The organism is Cupriavidus sp. 22TCCZM01-5 (genome assembly GCF_057798915.1).
The window spans coordinates 81,723-103,420 of sequence record NZ_JBYOJR010000025.1 but is presented as its reverse complement, the minus strand read 5'-3'; the positions used below and the strand labels follow the sequence as shown (position 1 = coordinate 103,420).

Annotated in this window: 18 protein-coding genes; 1 reads left to right on the top strand and 17 read right to left on the bottom strand. The window is 65.1% G+C overall.

Going from position 1 to position 21,698, the window contains the following annotated elements; translation table 11 throughout:
- Positions 1-282: 282 nt before the first annotated feature.
- The 11 genes from AC3FNH_RS21985 to AC3FNH_RS21935 all read right to left on the bottom strand — a co-directional run bounded on the left by AC3FNH_RS21985 (position 283) and on the right by AC3FNH_RS21935 (position 12,533).
- A complete protein-coding gene (locus AC3FNH_RS21985) occupies positions 283-1,221 on the bottom strand; it encodes an alpha/beta fold hydrolase (RefSeq protein WP_488721550.1) in 939 nt (312 codons plus the stop codon).
- Between the two features lie 31 nt (positions 1,222-1,252).
- Positions 1,253-2,155 carry an SDR family oxidoreductase gene (locus AC3FNH_RS21980; RefSeq protein ID WP_488721549.1) on the bottom strand — a complete coding sequence of 301 codons (903 nt, stop codon included), beginning with the start codon at positions 2,153-2,155 and terminating at the stop codon, positions 1,253-1,255.
- A 59-nt stretch (positions 2,156-2,214) separates the two neighbouring features.
- Positions 2,215-3,027 carry an SDR family oxidoreductase gene (locus tag AC3FNH_RS21975; RefSeq protein WP_276097533.1) on the bottom strand — a complete coding sequence of 271 codons (813 nt, stop codon included), beginning with the start codon at positions 3,025-3,027 and terminating at the stop codon, positions 2,215-2,217.
- A 4-nt stretch (positions 3,028-3,031) separates the two neighbouring features.
- Positions 3,032-3,877 carry a class II aldolase/adducin family protein gene (locus AC3FNH_RS21970; protein ID WP_488721548.1) on the bottom strand — a complete coding sequence of 282 codons (846 nt, stop codon included), beginning with the start codon at positions 3,875-3,877 and terminating at the stop codon, positions 3,032-3,034.
- 69 nt (positions 3,878-3,946) lie between these two features.
- Positions 3,947-4,957: an NADP-dependent oxidoreductase gene (locus AC3FNH_RS21965; RefSeq protein ID WP_488721547.1), complete on the bottom strand. Its 1,011-nt coding sequence runs from the start codon at positions 4,955-4,957 to the stop codon at positions 3,947-3,949.
- 100 nt (positions 4,958-5,057) lie between these two features.
- Positions 5,058-5,495, bottom strand: a complete 438-nt coding sequence (locus tag AC3FNH_RS21960; protein WP_276097536.1) for a PaaI family thioesterase — start codon at positions 5,493-5,495, stop codon at positions 5,058-5,060.
- A gap of 118 nt (positions 5,496-5,613) precedes the next feature.
- On the bottom strand, positions 5,614-6,396 hold the full coding sequence (locus AC3FNH_RS21955; RefSeq protein ID WP_488721546.1) for an SDR family oxidoreductase: 783 nt from the start codon (positions 6,394-6,396) through the stop codon (positions 5,614-5,616).
- A gap of 49 nt (positions 6,397-6,445) precedes the next feature.
- Complete coding sequence (locus AC3FNH_RS21950) at positions 6,446-8,308, bottom strand: acyl-CoA dehydrogenase (protein ID WP_488721545.1); 1,863 nt, start codon at positions 8,306-8,308, stop codon at positions 6,446-6,448.
- Between the two features lie 244 nt (positions 8,309-8,552).
- On the bottom strand, positions 8,553-9,731 hold the full coding sequence (locus tag AC3FNH_RS21945; RefSeq protein WP_276097539.1) for an acetyl-CoA C-acyltransferase: 1,179 nt from the start codon (positions 9,729-9,731) through the stop codon (positions 8,553-8,555).
- A 47-nt stretch (positions 9,732-9,778) separates the two neighbouring features.
- Entirely contained in the window at positions 9,779-10,417 is a 639-nt protein-coding gene (gene pncA / locus AC3FNH_RS21940; RefSeq protein WP_276097540.1) for a bifunctional nicotinamidase/pyrazinamidase, read from the bottom strand.
- Between the two features lie 34 nt (positions 10,418-10,451).
- Positions 10,452-12,533: a 3-hydroxyacyl-CoA dehydrogenase NAD-binding domain-containing protein gene (locus AC3FNH_RS21935; RefSeq protein ID WP_488721544.1), complete on the bottom strand. Its 2,082-nt coding sequence runs from the start codon at positions 12,531-12,533 to the stop codon at positions 10,452-10,454.
- A 501-nt stretch (positions 12,534-13,034) separates the two neighbouring features.
- On the opposite strand from AC3FNH_RS21935, the gene AC3FNH_RS21930 reads away from it, so the two are divergent.
- Positions 13,035-14,555 (top strand): amino acid permease, encoded by a 1,521-nt coding sequence (locus AC3FNH_RS21930; RefSeq protein WP_488721543.1) that lies wholly within the window; start codon positions 13,035-13,037, stop codon positions 14,553-14,555.
- Positions 14,556-14,592: 37 nt separating this feature from the next.
- Here AC3FNH_RS21930 and AC3FNH_RS21925 read toward each other — a convergent pair whose 3' ends face one another.
- From AC3FNH_RS21925 to AC3FNH_RS21900, 6 genes are all read right to left on the bottom strand, one after another.
- Complete coding sequence (locus AC3FNH_RS21925) at positions 14,593-15,306, bottom strand: ABC transporter ATP-binding protein (protein ID WP_488721542.1); 714 nt, start codon at positions 15,304-15,306, stop codon at positions 14,593-14,595.
- On the bottom strand, positions 15,306-16,091 hold the full coding sequence (locus AC3FNH_RS21920) for an ABC transporter ATP-binding protein (RefSeq protein WP_276097544.1): 786 nt from the start codon (positions 16,089-16,091) through the stop codon (positions 15,306-15,308). The genes AC3FNH_RS21925 and AC3FNH_RS21920 overlap by 1 nt, the downstream gene beginning before the upstream one ends.
- Entirely contained in the window at positions 16,088-17,407 is a 1,320-nt protein-coding gene (locus AC3FNH_RS21915) for a branched-chain amino acid ABC transporter permease (protein ID WP_488721541.1), read from the bottom strand. Before AC3FNH_RS21915 ends, AC3FNH_RS21920 begins: the two co-directional genes overlap by 4 nt.
- A gap of 3 nt (positions 17,408-17,410) precedes the next feature.
- On the bottom strand, positions 17,411-18,358 hold the full coding sequence (locus tag AC3FNH_RS21910) for a branched-chain amino acid ABC transporter permease (protein ID WP_276097546.1): 948 nt from the start codon (positions 18,356-18,358) through the stop codon (positions 17,411-17,413).
- A 170-nt stretch (positions 18,359-18,528) separates the two neighbouring features.
- The gene (locus tag AC3FNH_RS21905; RefSeq protein ID WP_276097547.1) at positions 18,529-19,779 is read right to left on the bottom strand and encodes a branched-chain amino acid ABC transporter substrate-binding protein; all 1,251 of its coding nucleotides are present in this window, start codon (positions 19,777-19,779) and stop codon (positions 18,529-18,531) included.
- A 145-nt stretch (positions 19,780-19,924) separates the two neighbouring features.
- Positions 19,925-21,550 (bottom strand): 3-(methylthio)propionyl-CoA ligase, encoded by a 1,626-nt coding sequence (locus AC3FNH_RS21900; protein ID WP_488721540.1) that lies wholly within the window; start codon positions 21,548-21,550, stop codon positions 19,925-19,927.
- Positions 21,551-21,698 lie beyond the last annotated feature (148 nt).

Here is a 21,698-nt window from a genome sequence, read left to right as displayed (position 1 = left end):
ATGGGGATCGTACAAGAGCCGGTTATCGCAGGCACTGGTTCTGAATCACTATGCGTAGCAGGTGGTTCGCACGGGCAACCACGTCTCACGAAACCAAAGCCGCTTGAAAACAAGGAGCGCATCGTTGATGGCCAGCCGCCAGGCGACGCGCTTCTTGCCTACTTCTTGTCGCCCGGACAAAAAGTGACTCGCCGGCTACGCCGGCGAAACAGCAGCGCCTGCCAAGCACGACGAGCCAGCCACAGCCACACCCCCCAATCGGCCACGCCGTTGCCAGACGTCTTAAATAACCGACAGCGCGCTCCGGATCAACCCATTAACCCGCTCCGGCTGTTCATGAATCACCCAATGACTGCCCTCCGGAATCCGCTCCACGCGCAAGTCCCGCACGAACTCGCCCAGCCCGTCAAGCAATGAGACCAGCAGCGCGCGGTCGCTCTCGCCCCAGATCACCAGCGTGGGCACGTCGATGACGAAGGTGGCAGGGTCCAGCCGCGCAATGTCGGGCGGCGGCTCGCCCTCGCCTGGCGGATGCATCGGCGAGGCGCGATAGAAATTGACGCTGCCGGCAAGCGGATGGGCGCCGTCCTCACCAGGCTGGGACCATGCAGCGTGATACCTCGCCCGCGTCTCGTCGGTGAACCACGCGGCAGGTTTGCCGTTGGCATCGCCCAGCATCCGGTCCAGCAGCGCGAAGTCGTTGGCCGCCAGCGCCTTTTCCGCGCCCGGCTTGCGCAGCCAGTTCATGTAGGCCGAAGCGGCCTGCTGTTCCGGATCGGTGGCCAGCGCCTTGGCGAACAGGTACGGATGCGGCGAATTGATGATGACAAGCTGCCGTACCAGTTGCGGGAACTGGATCGCCAGGTTCCAGCAGATCGCGCCGCCCCAGTCGTGCGCCACCACCACTGCCTGGTCATAGCCTAGCGCGCTGACGAACTGCACCAGGTCTTCGACGATATGGCGCGGCTTGTAGGCCTCGACCGCGGCAGGCTTGCTGGACTGGTTATAGCCGCGCAAGTCAGGGGCCACGGCAAAATGCGTGCGCCCGAATTCGGCGAGCTGGGCTTCCCATTCGAACCAGAACTCCGGGAATCCATGCACGAACAGCATCAGCGGTTTGCCGCGCTCCCCGGCGCTGGCATAGTGCAGGCGCGTGCCGTTGGGCAGGCTGGCAAACTGCAGATGGCGGATCACGGCGGGGGCAGTCATGGCGTTCTCCATGCGCGGGCCTCGTCTGGATTGTTGCGTTGCGTCAGCCGCGCAGCGCGGCAACCAGGCCGGCGCGCACCTCGGGCTTGTCCGCGAACGGATCGCCCGGATTGCGCTGGCCGATGATGTCCTCAAAGCGTTGCTGCACGGGTGCGAGGGCCTGCGGGTGCGAATAAATATAGAAGCTTTCCTCGCGGATGGCATCGAAGGTTTTTCGCGCCACGTCTTCGGCCGTGACCTTGCCGGAACTGACCGCCTTGTCCGTCAGCGCCTGCGACACCATCTGCGAACGCGTCGGCGGCGCATCGTTGGCGAGGTCTGCGGGACGGTTGCGCTGCGACTGGTTGATCCCCGTCGGCACGAAGTACGGACACAGCACCGAGCAGCGCACCTGTTCCGTGACCAGCCCGAGGTCCTGGTAAAGCGTTTCGGTCAGCGTCACCACGGCGTGCTTGGAAACGTTGTACACGCCCATGGCCGGCGGGCTGAGCAGGCCAGCCATCGACGCGGTATTGACGATGTGCGCCTGGTAGTCCGGACCCTTTTCGGCAGCGGCCAGCATCAGCGGCGTGAAGATGCGCACGCCATGGATCACGCCGTACAGGTTCACGCCAAGCACCCACTCCCAGTCCTTCAGCGAGTTCTCCCACAACAGGCCGCCCGCGCCGACGCCCGCGTTGTTGAACAGCACGTTGACCTGCCCGAAGCGTTCCATCGCCGCATCGGCGAGCGCCTGCACCTGCTCGCCGCGCGATACGTCGGTGCGCACGCCGATCACATCGGCACCCTGCGCCCTGAGTTCCGCCACGACGGCGTCCAGCGCATCCTGCTGCACATCCGCAAGCACCAGCTTCATGCCGAGCGCCGCGCCTGTGCGCGCAAATTCCTTGCCAAAACCCGAAGCGCCACCCGTGATGACAGCTACCCTGCCTTCGAATTGCTTCATGTCCTTGTCCCCTCTCGTTGTGTACTGCTTACTGTTCTGGTCGGCCGCTGCCGAACGGCTCAGCGGCCTGCCTGCTTCAACGCCTTCAGCGCCATGCGATCCACCATCGCAGGGGCCAGCAGCTTCATCCACTGCCCCAGCTTGCCCTTCGCCGTCATCACCAGTTCGCGCTTGCGCGCAGTCATGGCGGACAGCATCTGGCGCGCGCACTCCTGTGCGGTCATGGCACCGTCCTCGCGCAAACGGCTTTCGCCAAGCGCCCGGCCGTCGGGACCGAAGCCGTTGATGCGCGTATCCGTCGCCACCACACCGGGAAATACCACGCAAACATCCACGCCGCTGCCGTACAGCTCGCAACGCAGCGCCTCGCAGAAGCCCGCCAGCGCAAACTTGCTGGCCGAATAGGCCGTGCGCCCGGGCACGCCAACCTTGCCGGCGAGGCTCGACACCGCCACCATCAGGCCGCGGCGCGCGCGCAGGTGCGGCAGCGCCGCGCGCGTGCACCACATTGCGCCGAAGTAGTTCACGCGCATGACGGTCTCGTAGTAGCCGTAGTCGGACACCTGCTCAAAATAGCCGTGCGCGGAGACGCCGGCGTTATTGACCAGTGCGTCCAGCCCGCCGTAATGCGCGACCACGTCCGCGATCAGCCGTGTGCAGGCCGACTCGTCGGACACATCGGTACGCCACACCGCGACCTCGGCGTGCGGGTGCATGGCCTTGATGCGGCCCGCCAGCGCATGCAGCAACTCCAGCCGGCGCGCTGCCAGCGCGAGCCTGGCGCCCTGCTGTGCCAGCAGCATTGCCAGCTCTGCGCCGATGCCGTCCGATGCACCCGTGATCAGCACTACCCTGCCGGTATACGGGGTCATGGTGTCAGTCCAGCAGGTCAGGCTGTTCTTTGACGATGCGGGCATACAGCGGCTGGAACTGGAACCAGCCTGCCTGCGCGGTGCCAACGATCGAATAGGCCTGGCGCGCGGCCGACTCGGAGATGACCTTGAGCGGCGCACTGGTGCGCGCGGCGGCGGCCTCGGCCAGCAGTTGCACCTGGCACGAACGCTCCATCGTGATGAACCACCATGCGGCCTCGTCGACGGTCTTGCCCACCGTCAGCAGCCCGTGGTTCTGCAGGATGGCTGCCTTGTTCGGCCCCAGCGCGTTGGCGATGCGCTGGCCCTCGTCCAACTCCACCACCACGCCGCCGAAGTCGTCATAGACCGCGTGATCGTCGTAGAACGCGCAGACGTCCTGCGTGAGCGGATCGAGCGGACGGCCCAGCGTGGACCAGGCGCGGCCATAGGTACTGTGCGAATGCGCCGCGGCCACGGCGTCGGGCCTAGTCTGGTGCACGCGCGAATGAATCGCGAACGCCGCCGCGTTGACCGGGTAGTCGCCTTCGACCACATTGCCGTGATGGTCGCAACGGATCAGGTTGGATACCTTCACCTGGCTGAAATGCACGCCGAACGGGTTGACCCAGAAGGTGTCAGTGAACTCCGGGTCGCGCGCGGTGATGTGTCCCGCCACGCCCTCGTCGAAACCGAATTTGGAAAACAGCCGGAACGCCGCGGCCAGGCGCTGCTTGCGGTGCAGGCGCTCCTGCGCGGGCGTGTCGAACTGCGGCGGCCGCGGCAGGTTGCGGTAGCGGGCCTTGACCTCTTCGGACAGGCCGGCGCCGATCTCATCGTCGGGCGCAGGCCGGGCTTGCGGTGCGTTCATGGCTGTCTCCTGTGGTTGTCATTCCCTGCAGTCCCGCCGGCCGCGCAGGGCCGGCAGCACCTTTGCCGCTTACACCAGCTTCACCAGCTGCTTGCCAAAGTTCTTGCCCTTGAGCAGGCCCATAAAGGCTTCCGGCGCGCTTTCCAGGCCCTGCGCGACGGACTCGCGGAACTTGATCTTGCCCTGCGCGACAGCGGTGCCCAGTTCCTTCAGCGCCTGCGGCCACACATCCATATGCTCGGACACGATGAAGCCTTCGATGGTCAGGCGCGACACCAGGATCAGTTGCGGGTTCTTCAGCGGCAGCGGCTGGCCGTCGTAGCCCGCGATCATGCCGCACATGGCAATGCGGCCGAACGCATTCATGCGCATCAGCACAGCGTCGAGGATATCGCCGCCCACGTTCTCGAAGTAGCCATCAATGCCATCGGGCGTGGCAGCCTTGAGCATGGTGTAGAGCTCCTTGGCATCCTTGGCCGCCTTGTAGTCGATGCACGCGTCGAAGCCGAGTTCGTTGACCACGTAGTCGCACTTGTCCTGGCCGCCCGCAAAGCCGACCGCACGGCAGCCAGCCAGCTTGGCCAGCTGCCCGACCACGCTGCCGACCGCGCCCGACGCGGCGCTGACCACCACGGTCTTGCCCGCCTTGGGCTGGATGATCTTGTTCAGCCCGTACCACGCCGTCACGCCCGGCATGCCGACCGAACCGAGGTAGGCCGACAGCGGAATATGCGTGGTGTCCACCGGCTGCAGGCCGGTGCCGTCGCTTACCCCCATTTCCTGCCAGCCGAACATGCCGACGACCTTGTCGCCAACCTTGTACTTTGCGTTCTTGCTGGCCACGACTTCGCCAACCGTGCCGCCGATCATCACCTCGTTGAGCGGCTGCGGCACGGCGTAGGACTTGCTGTCGTTCATGCGGCCGCGCATATACGGGTCCAGCGACAGGTAGTGGTTGCGCACCAGCACCTGGCCGTCGGCAATCTGCGGCACGGGCACTTCTTCCAGCCGGAAGTTGGCAGGTGTGACCGCGCCTTCGGGACGCGAGGCCAGGACGATGCGCTTGAATGTGTTGGACATGATCGGTTCCTTCCAATGGAAGTTGGAAAACTGCAGGAAACTGCGTGAATACTAAGCTGCGGTACGGCCATGCCGCCCCGTGTGCCTGTGGCGCCGGCGCTCAGCCGTCGGCGCCGGTATCGGCGGCGCCCGGACGCTGGGGCGGCATGCGCCGGATGTACTTGAACGTGCCCGAGCTGCGTGCCACGGTCTTGCCGTCGGCGTCGACGATCTCGGCCTCGCAGAACACCATGGTGGTGGTGCGATGCACAGTGGTGCCGCGCGCGGTCAGGCGGCCGCGCCCCGGCGCCATGAAGCTGCTCTTCATCTCGATGGTGACCACGCCGCGGCCGTCGGCATCGCTGCTGCGGCCGGCCACCGCCATGGCCACGTCGAGCAGCGTCATGATCACGCCGCCGTGGGCCATGTCCCAGCTGTTCTGGTGGCGCGTCTCGATCGGCAGCGAGATCTCGCTGCGTCCGCCTTCCGCCAGGCTGCAAGTCACGCCGAGATCGGCAAGGAAAGGGATATGGCTCAGCGAGCCCGTGTGCTGGTTCATGGCAATGCGATTCGGTGTGGGGGATGGTGCGGTGCCGAGGGCAGGCTGTGCCGCCGGCACCGGTTCCGCATTATTGCCGCAAACTCCGACTATCGCTCGGACCGTGCGCGGATCGCCGTCAGACCGCGCTGACGCCGCCGTCCACCGCCAGGATCTGGCCGGTGATGTGCTTGCCGGCATCGCTGGCGAACAGCAGGGCCGCGCCCTTCAGGTCCTCGTCATCGCCAAGGCGGTGCAGCGGCACGCCCGCGCACATGGCATCGACGCCCATGCGCTCGAGCGAGCCCTTGGTCATCTTCGACGGGAAAAAGCCCGGCGCGAGCGCGTTCACGGTGATGTTATGCTCGCCCCACTCGCCCGCCAGCGTGCGCGTGAAGTTGACCACCGCGCCCTTCGAGGTATTGTAGGCAATGGTCTCCATCGACCCCGGCGGGTTGCCCGCCAGGCCGGCAATCGACGCGACGTTGATGATGCGGCCATAGCGGCGCGGAATCATCGACAGCTTGCCGATGCGCTGGGTCAGCAGGAACAGGCCGCGGATATTCAGGTTCATCACCTTGTCCCATGCCTCGACCGGGTGGTCTTCCGCGGGTGCGCCCCAGGTAGCGCCGGCGTTATTGACGAGGATGTCGACGTGGCCCAGCTTTGCCAGGGCCTCGTCGGCCAAGCGGGCGATATCGGCTTCCTGCGCGCCGTCGGCGGCGATCCAGTCGGCTTCGATGCCGCGCGACTTCAGGTGCGCCTGCGCGGCCTGCAGTTCGTCGGCCTTACGCGCGGACAGCACCACGCGCGCGCCCTGCTCGCCGAGCGCTTCGGCGATCTGCAGGCCAAGCCCGCGCGAACCGCCGGTGATCAGCGCGGTACGGCCCTTCAGGTCAAACAGTTGCTGGATGGTACGCATGGTTCGGTTCCTTGATGATGCTCGATGTTCGGGAAATAAGCGGCGCTGGTCAGAACCAGGCGTCCTGCATGTCCAGCGTGGTGCGGTCCAGCGTGGCCAGCAGGTCGAGCTGCGGACCGACTTTCGGCAGTTCCCAGCGCGAGAAGTACGCCGCCGCGGCCAGCTTGCCGCGATAGAAGGCCTCGTCCTCGCCGCTGGCGCCGCGCGCCAGCGCGGCTTGCGCCACCAGCGCCTGCTCCAGCCAGATCCAGGCCACCACAACGTGGCCGAAGGCCTCGAGGTAGATGCTGGCGTTGGCCAGCGTCACGTTGGCGTCGCCGGCGCTCCAGAGCACCTTGGTGACCTCCGCAAGGCGCGTTGCGGCGGCGCCGAGGGCACGGGCCTCGCTGGCCAGCGCCGCGTCGCCGCTGGACAAGGCGCGCTCGCACGTCGCCTGCACACGCTCGCCCAGCAGGCGGAATGCGGCCCCCTCCTTCATCACCACCTTGCGGCCCAGCAGGTCCAGGCCCTGGATGCCGTGCGTGCCTTCGTGGATCGGGTTCAGGCGGTTGTCGCGGTAGAACTGCTCGACGTTGTATTCGCGGGTATAGCCGTAGCCGCCATGCACCTGGATGGCCAGGCTGTTCGCTTCCAGGCACCACTGCGACGGCCAGCTCTTGGCGATCGGGGTCAGGATGTCCAGCAGCAGCGACAGCCGCTCGTGCGTGGCCGTATCCCCGGCAGTCTGCGCGGCACGCTCTTCGTCGACCAGCTTCGCGCAGTACAGGTTCAGCGCCAGGCCGCCCTCCACGTAGCTCTTCTGTGCCAGCAGCATGCGGCGAATATCCGCGTGCTCGACCAGCTTGACCTGCGGGCTGGCGGGATCCTTGCCGCCGGGGCCGACCGGGCGGCCCTGCGGACGGTTGCGCGCATAGTCGAGCGCGTGCAGGTAGCCGGTGTAGCCGAGCGTCACCGCGCCCAGGCCCACGCCGATGCGGGCCTCGTTCATCATGTGGAACATGCAGGCCAGGCCCTTGCCGGCCTCGCCGACCAGGTAGCCGATCGCGCCGGCCTTGCCGCCGGGCTGGTACTTCATGCCCTCGCCGAAGTTCAGCAGGCAGTTGGTGGTGCCGCGATAGCCCATCTTGTGGTTCAGGCCCGCCAGCACCACGTCGTTGTGCTCGCCGAGCGAGCCATCGGCATTGACCAGGTACTTGGGCACGATGAACAGCGAGATGCCCTTCACGCCCGGCACGAGCTTGCCATCCGGTCCCGGAATCTTGGCCAGCACCAGGTGGACGATGTTCTCCGACAACTCATGCTCGCCGGCCGAGATCCACATCTTGTTGCCGCGCAGCCGGTATTGCGCGCCCAGCGTCGATTCGCCTTCATACTCGGCGCGCGTGGTCACGTCGGACAGCGACGAACCTGCCTGCGGCTCCGACAGGCACATGGTGCCGAAGAAACGGCCTTCCATCTCCGGCTTGACGAAGGTCTCGATCTGCGCGGGCGTGCCGTGCGTCAGCAGCAGATTGGCATTGCCGATGGTCAGGAACGGGTAGGAACTCGTGCCGACGTTGGCGGCCTTGAAATAGGCGAAGCCGGCCTTCTCGACCAGCACCGGCAGCTGCATGCCGCCCAGTTCGTAGTCCTGCCCGGCGGCCATCAGGCCGGCCTCGCAGAAGGCCTTCAGCGCCGTACTGACCTCGGGGATGATGGTAACGGTCTCGCCGTCGAACTCCGGTTCGTGCTGGTCGTTCTTCTTGTTGTGCGGCGCGAACAGGTCGGTGGCGATCTTCTCGCAGGTGTCCAGCGCCGCGTCGAAGGTCTCGCGCGAGTGGTCGGCGTAGCGAGGAATATGGCTCAGCTCTTCGGCCTTGAGCCATTCGTACAGGACGAAATTCAGGTCACGGCGGGAAAGGATCAGCGACATGGTGTCTCCATGCGGCGCGCTGCGTGGCGTACCGCAAATTCTTTACCTTCTTGTGCAAACCGACCGGGTATTGAAGCACCGTATGGGTGCTCCCTCTCCCACTTGCGGGAGAGGGTTGGGGTGAGGGCCGGGCGGTACTACGAAGTACAGGATGGTGGTATGCCACCGCCTGCCCTCACCCCTTGCCCCTCTCCCGCAAGCGGGAGAGGGGAGCAAACCGGCAGCGTGCCGGTTTTGTCGGCAGTTACAGCACTTCGAACAGACCTGCCGCGCCCTGGCCGCCGCCGATGCACATGGTAACCACCACGTACTTCACGCCACGGCGCTTGCCTTCAATCAGCGCATGCCCGACCAGGCGGGCGCCCGACACGCCGTACGGGTGGCCCACGGCGATCGCGCCACCGTTCACGTTCAGGCGATCCATCGGGATGCCCAGCTTGTCGGCGCAATACAGCACCTGCACGGCGAAGGCTTCGTTCAGTTCCCACAGGCCGATGTCATCGACCTTCAGGCCGGCCTTCTTCAGCAGCTTGGGCACCGCGAACACCGGGCCGATGCCCATTTCATCGGGCTCGCAACCGGCCACGGCAAAGCCGCGGAACACGCCCAGCGGCTGCAGGCCCTTGGCGGCGGCGACGCGCGCATTCATCACCACGGCTGCCGAGGCGCCGTCCGAGAATTGCGATGCATTGCCGGCGGTGACCACGCCACCCGGCACTGCGGTGCGGATCTTCGACACGGCTTCCAGCGTGGTGTCACCGCGGATGCCTTCGTCGCGGTCCAGGGTCACTTCCTTCGTGACCAGCTGGCCCGTGGACTTGTCGGCCACGCCCGCGAGCACGGTGATCGGCACGATCTCGTCCTTGAACTTGCCGGCTTCCTGGGCGGCGGCGGCGCGTTGCTGGCTGCGCACGCCGTATTCGTCCTGGCGATCCTTCGAGATGTTGTAGCGCTTGGCCACGTTCTCGGCGGTCTGAAGCATGTTCCAGTAGATTTCCGGCTTGTTCTTGACCAGCCACGGATCTGCGATCATGTGGCGGTTCATTTCCTGCTGCACGCAGGAGATGCTCTCCACGCCGCCGGCCACGAAGATGTCGCCTTCATCGGCGATCACGCGCTGCGCGGCCATGGCGATGGTCTGCAGGCCGGACGAGCAGAAGCGGTTCACGGTCGCACCCGGCACGGTGACCGGGCAGCCGGCGCGCAGTGCGATCTGGCGCGCGATGTTGGAGCCGGTGGCGCCTTCGGGGTTGGCGCAGCCCATCAGCACGTCTTCCACTTCGCCGGCTTCGATCCTGGCGCGCGCGATGGCGTGCTCGACGGCATGGCCGCCCAGCGTCGCGCCATGGGTCATGTTGAACGCGCCCTTCCAGCTCTTGGCCAGCCCGGTGCGGGCGGTGGATACGATGACTGCCTCGTTCATGTCTTGCTCCTCGGAATCTTGGTGTCTTTCAGTTCGGTTGGTTCGGTTCAGCCTCTGGCTTGCAGCAGTTCGGCCGACTGGATGCGCTTCACGCCGGCAGCGGCGAGGTCCTTCCACGCTTGCGCCAGCGACCCGTTCAGGTCGATAGCGCGGCAGGCATCCTCGATCAGCACGGCTTCGAAACCCGCGGCGCGCGCGTCGAGCGCGCTCCACGCCACGCAGTAGTCGGTCGCCAGCCCGGCCAGGAACACGCGCTTCACGCCGTGCTCGCGCAGGTAGCCCGCCAGTCCGGTGCGCGTGCTGCGGTCCGCCTCCAGGAAGGCGGAGTAGCTGTCCACGCCGGTGTGGTGGCCCTTGCGGATCACCAGCCTGGCATGGGGCACGTCGAGCCCGGCATGGAAGGCCGCACCCGGCGTGTCCTGCACGCAGTGGACCGGCCACAGCACCTGCTGGCCGTACGGCAGCGCGAGCATCTGGAACGGCTCGGCGCCGGCATGGTTGGCGGCGAACGAGACATGGTCCGCCGGGTGCCAGTCCTGCGTCAGCACCACGTGCGCAAACTCACGCGCCAGCCGGTTGATCACAGGCACGACCTCGTCGCCATGCGGCACGGCAAGCGCGCCGCCGGGCATGAAGTCGTTCTGCACATCGATCACCAGCAGGCAATCATCCGGACCGGGTCTCATGTTCGCCTCCGTCAGCCTTGCTGCGGCCCGGGCCTCAGTCGTTGAAGCCCTTGCCTTCGTCCGCCAGCTTCTGCAGCAGCGGTGCCACTTGCCAGGCCTCGCCGTGGTAGCCCTTGGCGTACTTCTTCATGGCCAGTGCCACGTTGTAGAGGCCAACCTGGTCGGCGTACAGCATCGGGCCGCCGCGGAACAGCGGGAAGCCGTAGCCGGTCAGATACACCATGTCGATATCCGAGGCCTTCGACGCGATGCCTTCTTCCAGGATCTTCGCGCCTTCGTTGACCAGCGCGAACACCAGGCGCTCGACGATTTCCTCGTCGGAAATCTTGCGGCGCGTGATGCCCAGGTCCTTCGAATGCTGCACGATCATGTCGTTGACCTGCGGGTTCGGGTACGGCTTGCGGTCGCCCGCCTTGTAGTCGTACCAGCCGGCGCCGGTCTTCTGGCCATAGCGGCCCATTTCGCACAGCAGGTCGGCGGTCTTCGAGTACTGGATGTCCGGCTTGTCCACAGCGCGGCGCTTGCGGATGGCCCAGCCGATGTCGTTGCCGGCCAGGTCGCCCATGCGGAACGGGCCCATGGCGAAACCGAACTTCTCGATGGCCTTGTCCACCTGTTCCGGCAGCGCGCCTTCGTCGAGCAGGTAGCCGGCCTGGCGGCTGTACTGCTCGATCATACGGTTGCCGATGAAGCCGTCGCACACGCCCGACACCACGGCGGTCTTCTTGATCTTCTTGCCGATCGCCATCACGGTGGCCAGCACGTCCTTGCCGGTCTTGGCGCCGCGCACGACTTCGAGCAGCTTCATCACGTTGGCCGGGCTGAAGAAGTGCATGCCGACCACGTCCTGCGGACGCGTGGTGAACGAGGCGATCTTGTCCACGTCGAGCGTCGAGGTGTTCGACGCCAGGATCGCGCCCTGCTTCATCACTTCGTCCAGCTTCTTGAAGACGATTTCCTTGACGCCCATCTCTTCGAACACGGCCTCGATGACGAGGTCGGCGTCCTTGATGTCGTCATAGGACAGCGTGGTCGACAGCAGGCCCATGCGCTGCTCGACCTTCTCCTGCGTCAGCTTGCCCTTCTTGGCGCTGTTCTCGTAGTTCTTGCGGATGATGCCCACGCCGCGGTCCAGCGCTTCCTGCTTGGTTTCCAGGATCGTGACCGGAATGCCGGCGTTCAGGAAGTTCATGCTGATGCCGCCACCCATGGTGCCGGCGCCGATCACGGCGATCTTTTCGATCTTGCGGACCGGCGTGTCCGACGGCACGTCGGGGATCTTGCTGGCGGCGCGCTCGCCGAAGAACGCATGGCGCAGTGCGCGCGATTCCGGCGTCGTCACCAGGTACAGGAAGCCATCGCGCTCTTCCTTCAGGCCCTGCTCGAACGGCTTGAGCGAACCGGCCACGGCTTCCAGGCACTTCAGGGGCGCCGGGAAGTTCTTGGCCATGGCGGCCACGGTGTTCCTGGCGAAGCCGAGGAAGCCTTCCGGGTTCTCGTGGCGGACCTTCAGGTCGCGCACCTTCGGATACGGGCCGGGCGCCGCGGCAACGCTCTGGGCGAACTTGACCGCTGCGGGCAGCACGTCGCCATCGACGATCTCGTCGAACAGCTTGGTGCCGGCAAACTTCTCGGACGGCACGGCGGTGCCCGAGACGATCATGTTCGCGGCCGCTTCCAGGCCGATCACGCGCGGCAGGCGCTGCGTGCCGCCGGCGCCGGGCAGCAGGCCCAGCTTCACTTCCGGCAGCGCGATCTGCGCACCCTTCGCGGCCACACGGTAGTTGCAGCCCAGGGCCAGTTCCAGGCCGCCGCCCATTGCCACCGAATGGACCGCGGCCACCACCGGCTTGGACGAACCCTCGATCACGCGGATCACCGAATGCAGCGTCGGTTCCTGCGTGGCCTTGGGCGTGTTGAATTCACGGATATCGGCACCGCCCGAGAATGCCTTGCCGGCGCCGGTAATGACGATGGCCTTGACGGCCGCATCGTCCAGCGCACGGGTCATGCCATCGACGATGCCAAGCCGGGTGCTGTGACCCAGGCCGTTGACAGGAGGATTGTCGAGCGTGATGACGGCTACGCCGTCCTGAACCTGATACTGCGCTGTCATGCTGGTTCCTTTGGTGTCTTGGGTTGTCTCGGGATTCGAATTCTCGAATATGGTTCTTTGCTGCATTGCCGGCCTGTTTCGACCGTTCCACGATCCGCGGCCGAAACCGCGATGAAAGGGTAAACCCTCCGCATTCCCTCGCCTGACAAGCATTTCAGCCGACGGGCGAAACACAGCATACACAAAATAGCACGGTCGTTCAATTTTAATTTTTCGGCTATTTGGCCATCATGCGCGCCCTTTATTCCCGCCCTTCGCCGCATGCATGGGTCCACCGTCCCATACCCGGAGAAAACCCTTGTCCAGCCAAGCATTTGCGGAATAACCCATGGCGGCCACCGCACTTTCGCGAAGTCAACGCTGCGGATCAAGGCCAGTATGCGACTTAATTTGAGCTCGGCGGGCGATTCTCCAAAAAAGACAGGTTAGACTCCCGGCTTTTCATTTTTCGGCCCCGGATCTCCAGAAGAGGCCCGGGCAGGCGAAGTTCCAGCGACCCTGATGTCTTCCCACTCCCACCCTCATCCGCACCAGCATCCGGTCGTCGAACATGACGACCTCCAGCGCAAGCTCAAGGCGCGCCATCTCACCATGATCGCCATCGGCGGCGCCGTCGGCACGGGGCTGTTCGTCGCCTCGGGCGCATCGATCGCGCAGGCCGGTCCTGGCGGCGCCCTGCTGATGTATGCGCTGCTCGGTTTCATGGTGTACTGCCTGATGACCAGCCTGGGCGAACTGGCCGTCCACATGCCCGTGGCCGGCTCCTTCGTTACCTACAGTGCGCTCTATGTCGACGAAGGCTTCGGCTTTGCGCTTGGCTGGAACTACTGGTTCAGCCTGGCCGTGACCATTGCCGTCGAACTCACGGCGGCGCAGCTCGTGATGCAGTACTGGTTTCCCGGCATGCCTGGCGTGGCGTGGAGCGCGGGTTTCCTGCTGCTGATGTTCGCGCTCAACGCGTTTTCGGTGCGCGGCTTCGGCGAGGCCGAGTACTGGTTCGCGCTGATCAAGGTGATCACGGTCATCGTGTTCCTGGGCGTGGGCCTGCTGATGATCTTCGGCATCATGAAAGACGGGCCGCAATCCGGCTGGCACAACTTCACCATCGGCGACGCGCCGTTCGTAGGCGGCATACCGGCCATGATCGGCGTGGCGATGATCGCGGGCTTCTCGTTCCAGGGCACCGAAACCGTCGGTGTGGCAGCAGGCGAGGCAGAGAATCCCGCCCAGACCATCCCGCGCGCGATCCGCCAGACCTTCTGGCGCATCCTGCTGTTCTATGTGATCGCCATCCTGATCATCGGCGTGCTGATTCCCTATACGGACCCGAACCTGCTGCGCAATGATGTCACCGACGTCGGCGTGAGCCCGTTCGCGCTGGTGTTCCGCCACGCCGGGCTGGCCTTTGCCGCGGGCCTGATGAATGCGGTGGTGCTGACCGCCCTGCTGTCGGCCGGCACGTCGAGCATGTATGTCTCCACGCGCATTCTCTATGGCCTTGCCGTCAGCGGCCGCGCGCCGCGCTGGCTCGGCAAGCTGACCGTGAGCGGCGTGCCGTTCAATGCGCTGCTGGTCACCACCGCCATCGGCGCGCTGTGCTTCTTCAGCTCGCTGTTTGGCGACAAGGCCGTGTATCTGTGGCTGCTGAACACCTCCGCAATGACCGGCTTCTTCGCCTGGTTCGGCATCGCCGTCAGCCACTATCGCTTCCGCCGCGGGCTGGTCTACCAGGGCTATGACGTCAACGCGCTGGCCTACCGTTCGCCGCTGTATCCGTTCGGGCCCGTCTTCGCCGGGGTGCTTTGCCTCGTCATCGTGGCCGGACAGAACTATCAGGCCTTTGCGGATATTCCGAACCGCTGGCCCGAGATCATCGCCACCTATATCGGCGTGCCGGTGTTCCTGGCGCTGTGGCTCGGTTACCGCATCGTCAGGAAGACGCGCCTGATCGACTATGAGGATATGCCGTTCGAATTGCCAAAGCGCGCAGTGCACGCCGACAAGCAGACGGTGCATGCGTGAAACCTGGCGCGGCCGCTCCCGGCCGCGGCCAGCATCGCTACACCTCCAGCCACTCCTTGCGCACCTGCGCATTCGCCTTCAACTCGGTCGGCGTGCCCTCGAACACGATGTGCCCGTGGCCCATCACGTACACCCGCTGCGAGATATCCAGGGCAATGGCCAGCTTCTGCTCGATCAGCAGCACCGATACGCCGCGCTCCTTCAGCGTCTTGAGGTAGTCGCCCACCAGCGTCACGATCATCGGCGCGAGGCCCTCGGTCGGCTCGTCGATCAGGATCAGGTCGGGGTCGCCCATCAGCGTGCGGCACAGCGTCAGCATCTGCTGCTCGCCGCCTGACAATACGCCCGCCGCGGTGTTCTCGCGCTCCTTCAGGCGCGGGAACATCTTGAACATGTCGTTGATGGACCAGCGTGGCGTCGCTTGGCGCGGATTGCGCTTCTCGCCGAGCAACAGGTTCTGGCGCACCGTCAGCGTCGGGAAGATATCGCGGTTCTCCGGCACATAGCCGATGCCGAGGTGGGCGATCTCGAAAGTGCGGCGCCCCAGGATCTCCTCGTCGCGAAAGCGCACCGATCCCTCCGCCTTGACCATGCCGAGGATGGCCTTGGCCATGGTCGAGCGCCCCACGCCGTTGCGCCCGAGCAGCGCGACGATCTCGCCTTCGTCGATATGCGCGTCCACGCCGTGGAGGATGTGGCTCTTGCCGTAGTAGGCGTGCAGCCCGGTTACGTCCAGCATGCGCTTTGCCATCAGTGCGCTCCTTCGGTGGCGCCTTCCGTGGCACCTTCGTCCAGCGTGGTACCCAGGTAAGCCTCCTTGACCTTGCGGTTGTTGCGGATGGCCTGCGGCGTATCGGTGGCGATCACCTCGCCGTAGACCAGCACCGAGATGCGGTCGGCCAGCCCGAACACCACGCTCATGTCGTGCTCGACCATCACCAGCGTCTTGCCCGCGGTGACCTTGCGGATCAGCTCGACCGCGTGGTCCGATTCCGAGCGGCTCATGCCAGCCGTGGGCTCGTCGAGCAGGATCACGTCGGCGCCGCCGGCGATGGTGATGCCGATTTCCAGCGCACGCTGCTCCGCGTACGTCAGCAGCCCGGCCTGCGAGTCGCGCCGATGCTGCATGCCGATCAGTTCCAGCACCTCCTCGGCGCGCTCGCGCGCGTCGCGCAGCGCCGACAGGCGGTGCCAGAACGAGTACTTGTACCCGAGCGACCACAGCACCGCGCAGCGCAGGTTCTCGAATACCGACAGGCGGTGGAAGATATTGGTGATCTGGAAGCTGCGCGACAGCCCCATGCGGTTGATGGCAAACGGCTGCAGCCCGCCGATTTCCTGTCCGTTCAGGCGCACCGAGCCGGTGGTCGGCGCAAACCGTCCCGAGATCAGGTTGAACGTTGTCGACTTGCCCGCGCCGTTGGGCCCGATCAGCGCGTGGCGCTCGCCCTTGCCAATGGTCAGGTTCACGCCGCGGATGATTTCCGTCTGGCCGAACTTCTTGCGTACATCGGTCAGTTCCAGTGCCGCTGTCATGCCCTGCCTCCCGCGATTTCCCCTTGCACCTTGTCCCATGCGGCGCGCACGCGCGCTGCCGCCATGCGCCAGGCCAGCAGCCCCGCCACCCACAGCACGGCCGCGACTGCCCACGGCACCGGCGTGCCCGCATCGAAGCCGATGCCGAACAGCGACATGTCGGTACCGTTGGCGCTGTCCACCTGGACCTTGTAGACCAGTTCCACGGTCAGGATCATGGCCGCCAGCAGCACTACGCCCGCCGCCGCCGCACGCCCGTAGGACGGCAGCATCTGCCTGAACTTGCCTTTCACCACCAGCGGCATCTGCATCAGCAGCAGGCTGGCAATGCCGCCCGGCACGAACATCACCATCAGCACGAAGAACAGGCCCAGGTACAGCAGCCACGCCTTGGTCAGGTCCGACAGTGCCACGGCAAACAGCATGAAAACCACCGCGCCAATGACAGGCCCGAAGAACACACCCGCACCGCCGATGAACGCCGCCAGCAACACGCCGCCGGAGCGCACCGCGCTGACGTTCTCGGCCGAGACGATCTCGAAATTGATCGCCGACAGCGCACCGGAGATGCCTGCGAAGAATGCCGACAGGATCAGCACCAGATAACGCACGCGCTGCGTGTTGTAGCCGATGAACTCGACGCGCTCCGGGTTGTCGCGCACCGCATTGGCGATGCGGCCGAGCGGCGTCTGCGTCCATGCGTACATGGCCACCATCGACACCAGGCACCATGCGGCGATCAGGTAGTACACCTGGCGCCCCGGACCGAAGGTGATGCCGAGGAACGGGTCGCCCACCACGCGGTTGGTCGAGATGCCGCCTTCGCCGCCGAAGAACTCCGGGAACATCAGCGAGCTGGCGAACACCATCTCGCCGATGCCCATGGTGATCATGGCGAAGGTGGTGCCCGACTTCTTGGTGGTCACATAGCCGAACAGCACGCCGAAGAAGGCGCCGGCCATGCCGCCCACCAGCGGCAGCATCGACACCGGCAGCCAGACCTTGCCCGCGCCCGCCATATTGAGTACATGCACGGCAATGAAGGCACCCAGCCCCGAGTACACCGCATGACCGAACGACAGCATGCCAGTCTGCCCGAGCAGCATGTTGTACGACAGCGCGAAGATGATCATGATGCCCATCTGCGACATCAGCGTGATCGCGAACCCGCCACTGAAGATCAGCGGCAGCACCAGCATCACCAGCACGGTCAGGCTCCAGATCAGCCAGCGCGCGAGGTTCAGCGGCTTGTAGTGCACGGTACGGCCGGTTACGACCGCTTCACGGCGTGGTTCCATCGTCGATTCGATTCTCATGGCTCAGCTCTCCCGGGTTCCCATCAGGCCGCGCGGCCGGAAGATCAGCATCAGCACCAGCAGCAGGTACGGCAGCACCGGCGCCACCTGGGCCACGGTGAGCTTCCACAGCGAATAGAACGGCGTGGTGTCGCTCACGGCCAGGCCAATGCTGTTGAACAGGCCGGCCAGCGAGGCATCGATGGTCACCGCGAAGGTTTGCAGCACGCCGATCAGGATGGACGCGATAAACGCTCCCACCAGCGAGCCCATGCCGCCCACCACCGCCACCACGAAGACGATCGAGCCGACCGCCGCCGCCATCGACGGCTCGGTGACAAAGGCGTTGCCGCCGATGACGCCCGCCAAGCCCGCCAGCGCGGCGCCGCCGCCGAACACCATCATGAACACGCGCGGCACGTTGTGGCCGAGCGCCTCGACCATCTCCGGGTGCGTCAGCGCGGCCTGGATCACCAGGCCGATGCGCGTGCGCGTCAGCACGAGATAGATCGCCACCAGCATGCCCAGCGAGACCAGCATCATGAAGGCGCGGTACTTGGGGAACGACGACGTGAACACCGTAAACAGCGGCCCGTCGAGTTCGGCCGGGATGCGGTATGGCACGGCGGCCAGGCCCCACACGAGCTTGACGCCTTCCTCGATCAGGTAGGCCAGCCCGAACGTGAACAGCAGCTCGGCCACGTGTCCGTACTTGTGCACGGTGCGCAGGCCGAAGCGTTCCACCAGCGCGCCGGCACATGCCACCAGCAGCGGCGCCAGGATCAGCGCGGGCCAGAACCCGATCTTGCTGGCGACGGTATAGGCGAAGTAGGCCCCGAGCATGTAGAAGCTGGCGTGCGCGAAATTGAGCACGCCCATCATGCTGAAGATCAGGGTGAGGCCTGAAGAGAGCATGAACAACAGCAGCCCGTAGCTGATGCCGTTCAACAGGGAGATGACGAAGAATTCCACAACTTATCCTTCAATCCGGCTGCGCGGCGGCGCAGCCATCCGGTTTGACAAGGGTGAGCGCCATCCTGCCGCGCCCATGCGGTGCGCGGACGCTCCCCGGTTTCGACCGAAAGTATGCAGGATCGGGCGGCCGGCTTTTTATGCTGCCGGCCGGCCCGCCGTGGGCAGGATCAGCCCGGCCGCTTCATCTGGCAGGAAGTCGGCTGCGCCGCGACGTACTGGTCCATCAGCGCATTGGTCTTCCAGCCGTAGCCGGTGTTCTCCTGGTCGTACTTGACGTCCTTGCCGTTGACCTTGGTCCAGGTGGCCACCACCAGCGACTGCTGGGCCTGGTGGTCGGTGTTGCGCATCTCGACCGGGCCGTTCATGCTGTCCACCTTGATGCCCTCCATGGCCTTGGCGACCTTGACCGGATCGGTGGAGTTGGTGGTCTTGACGGCCTTGGCCAGCATGGCCACGCCGGTGTAGGCGGCCATCACGTAGAAGTCGTCGTTGTACTTCTTCTTGTAGCCCTCGATGATGTCGGCGCCCTTGAAGCCCTCGTTGTTCGGGTTGTAGTAGCCGACGTACTTGACGTGCTCGGCGCCGGCGGAGCCCATGGCCGTCGGCACGCCGGTGGTGCCGGCGTAGTACGTGTAGTAGTTGGTGGTCAGGCCGGCATCCTTGCCCGCCTTGATCAGCAGCGCGAGATCGCTGCCCCAGTTGCCCGTGATCACGGTATCGGCGCCGGAGGCCTTGATCTTGGCCGCGTACGGCGCGAAGTCCTTCACCTGGGCGAGCGGGTGCAGGTCCTCGCCGACGATCTGGATGTCGGGACGCTTGCGCTTCAGGTAGTCCTTGGCTGCGCGCGCCACCTGGTGGCCGAACGAGTAGTTCTGGTTGATCAGGTAGACCTTCTTGACGTTGGGGTCCTTGGCCAGGTACGTGGTCAGGGCCTCCATCTTCATGTCGGAATTGGCGTCGAGCCGGAAATGCCAGTAGTTGCACTTGCTGTTGGTCATGTCCGGGTCCACCGCGGCGTAGTTCAGGTAGACGATTTCCTTGCCCGGATTGCGCTCATTGTGCTTGGCCACTGCGTCTTCCAGCGCCATGCCCACCGACGAGCCGTTGCCCTGCACGATGTAGCGGATGCCCTGGTCGGCCACTTGCTTCAGGATGGTCAGGCTTTCCTGCGGCGACAGCTTGTTGTCGAAGCCCACCACCTCGAACTTGTGGGCACCGCCCCACCCCTTCTGGTTGGCCACCTCGGCCACATACTGCCAGCTCTTGAGCTGGTTCTGTCCAACGGGGGCCATGAGCCCCGAGAGCGGATCGATGAAGGCGATCTTCACCGTATCCGCGAGTGCCGTGCCCGAAACCAGCGCAGAACCCAGTGCCGCGAACGCGGCCACGCCGGCCACCAGCGGACGCATTTTGGTCATACCTGTCTCCTTCACTCTTGTCGTTGGCTTGTCATCGATTGCGGCTTGCCGGGAGAATCCTCGAGCGCTCTGCACGCATCCCGCCGGCCGCCCCGCCGTCGCCGTGCCGCAAGCTGGCACGGCGTGGCGGATGCCCATTCCCGCCTCAGGCTGTCGGCAGGCGGTAGTCCTTGAACTGCTCGCGCAGCTTGAGCTTCTGCATCTTGCCGGTGGCGGTCAGCGGGATTTCGCTGACGAAGGCCACGTCGTCCGGAATCCACCACTTGGCGACCTTGCCTTCGAAGAACTTCAGCAGTTCCTCCTTGCTGACTTCGGCATTGGGCTTCTTCACCACCACGAGCAGCGGACGCTCGTCCCACTTCGGGTGGTACACGGAAATGCAGGCAGCCATGTGCACGGCCGGATGGGCCGCGGCCACGTTCTCGATATCGATCGACGAAATCCACTCGCCGCCGGACTTGATCACGTCCTTGCTGCGGTCGGTGATCTGCATGTAGCCGTCGGGATCGATCGTGGCCACGTCGCCGGTCGGGAACCAGCCGTCGACGAGCGGGTTGGCGTCATTGCGGAAATAGCGCTCGATGATCCAGGGACCGCGCACCAACAGGTCGCCGAAGGCCTTGCCGTCCCAGGGCAGCTCCTGGCCGTCGCCATCGACAATCTTCATATCCACGCCAAACAGCACGCGGCCCTGCTTCTCAAGGACCTTCTGGCACGCCTCCTCGGAGAGCGCCTCGTGCTTGGCCAGCAGCTTGCAGGTGGTGCCCAGCGGCGACATCTCGGTCATGCCCCAGCCGTGGATGACCTCGACATCCAGGGCCCGCAGCGCGCGGATCATTGCCGGTGGCACCGCCGACCCGCCGATCACGGTACGGCGGAAGGTGGAGAACTTCAGGTTGTTGGCCTGCACATGCTGCAGCAGGCCCAGCCATACCGTCGGCACGCCGGCGGAGAAGGTCACCTTTTCCTGTTCGAACAACTCGTACAGGGAAGCGCCATCCAGCTTGGGGCCCGGCAACACGAGCTTCGCACCGACCAGCGGCACCGAATATGGCAGGCCCCAGGCGTTGACGTGGAACATCGGGACCACTGGCAGGATCACGTCACGCGCCGAGCAGCCCAGTGCATCCGGCAACGCCGAAGCATAGGAATGCAGAACGGTGGAGCGATGCGAGTACAAGGCGCCCTTCGGGTTGCCCGTCGTGCCGGACGTGTAGCACAGGCTCGACGCGATGCCCTCGTCGAACTGCGGCCATTCGTAGTTGCCGTCCTGGGCGTCGATCAGTTCTTCGTAGCAAAGAAGCGGCACCTTGAATTCGGCCGGCATGTGGGCGCGGTCGCTCATCAGTACCCAGCCCTTCACGTTCGGGCAATGCGGCGCGATACCTTCCACCAGCGGCAGGAAGGTCAGGTCGAAGAAGACGTACCCGTCTTCGGCGTGGTTGACGATATAGGCGATCTGCTCCGGAAACAGGCGCGGATTGATCGTGTGGCAGACCGCGCCCATGCCGGACACGCCGTAGTAGATCTCGAGGTGGCGATAGCCATTCCAGGCCAGGGTGCCGACGCGGTCGCCCTGCTTCACGCCGAGCGCGCCGAGCGCCTGGGCCAGCTTGCGGGCGCGCAGCTCGCAGTCGCGATAGGTATAGCGGTGAAGGTCGCCTTCGGTGCGTCGCGAGACGATTTCGGTGCCGCCGTAGTAGCGGGCAGCGTGCTTGATGATCGAGGAAATGAGCAGCGGCGCGCTCATCATTTGACCCATCAATGCCATGAAACAGTCTCCTGAATTTTAGGGATTTCCGTCTGAAAACGAACAATCGTTCTATTTTTTGGCGATTGTTCCCACACCTTGGATCAACGTCAACGGGATTCCGTTGTGCACTGCCCTTCATGCACCGGATTCATCGACGCAATCAATG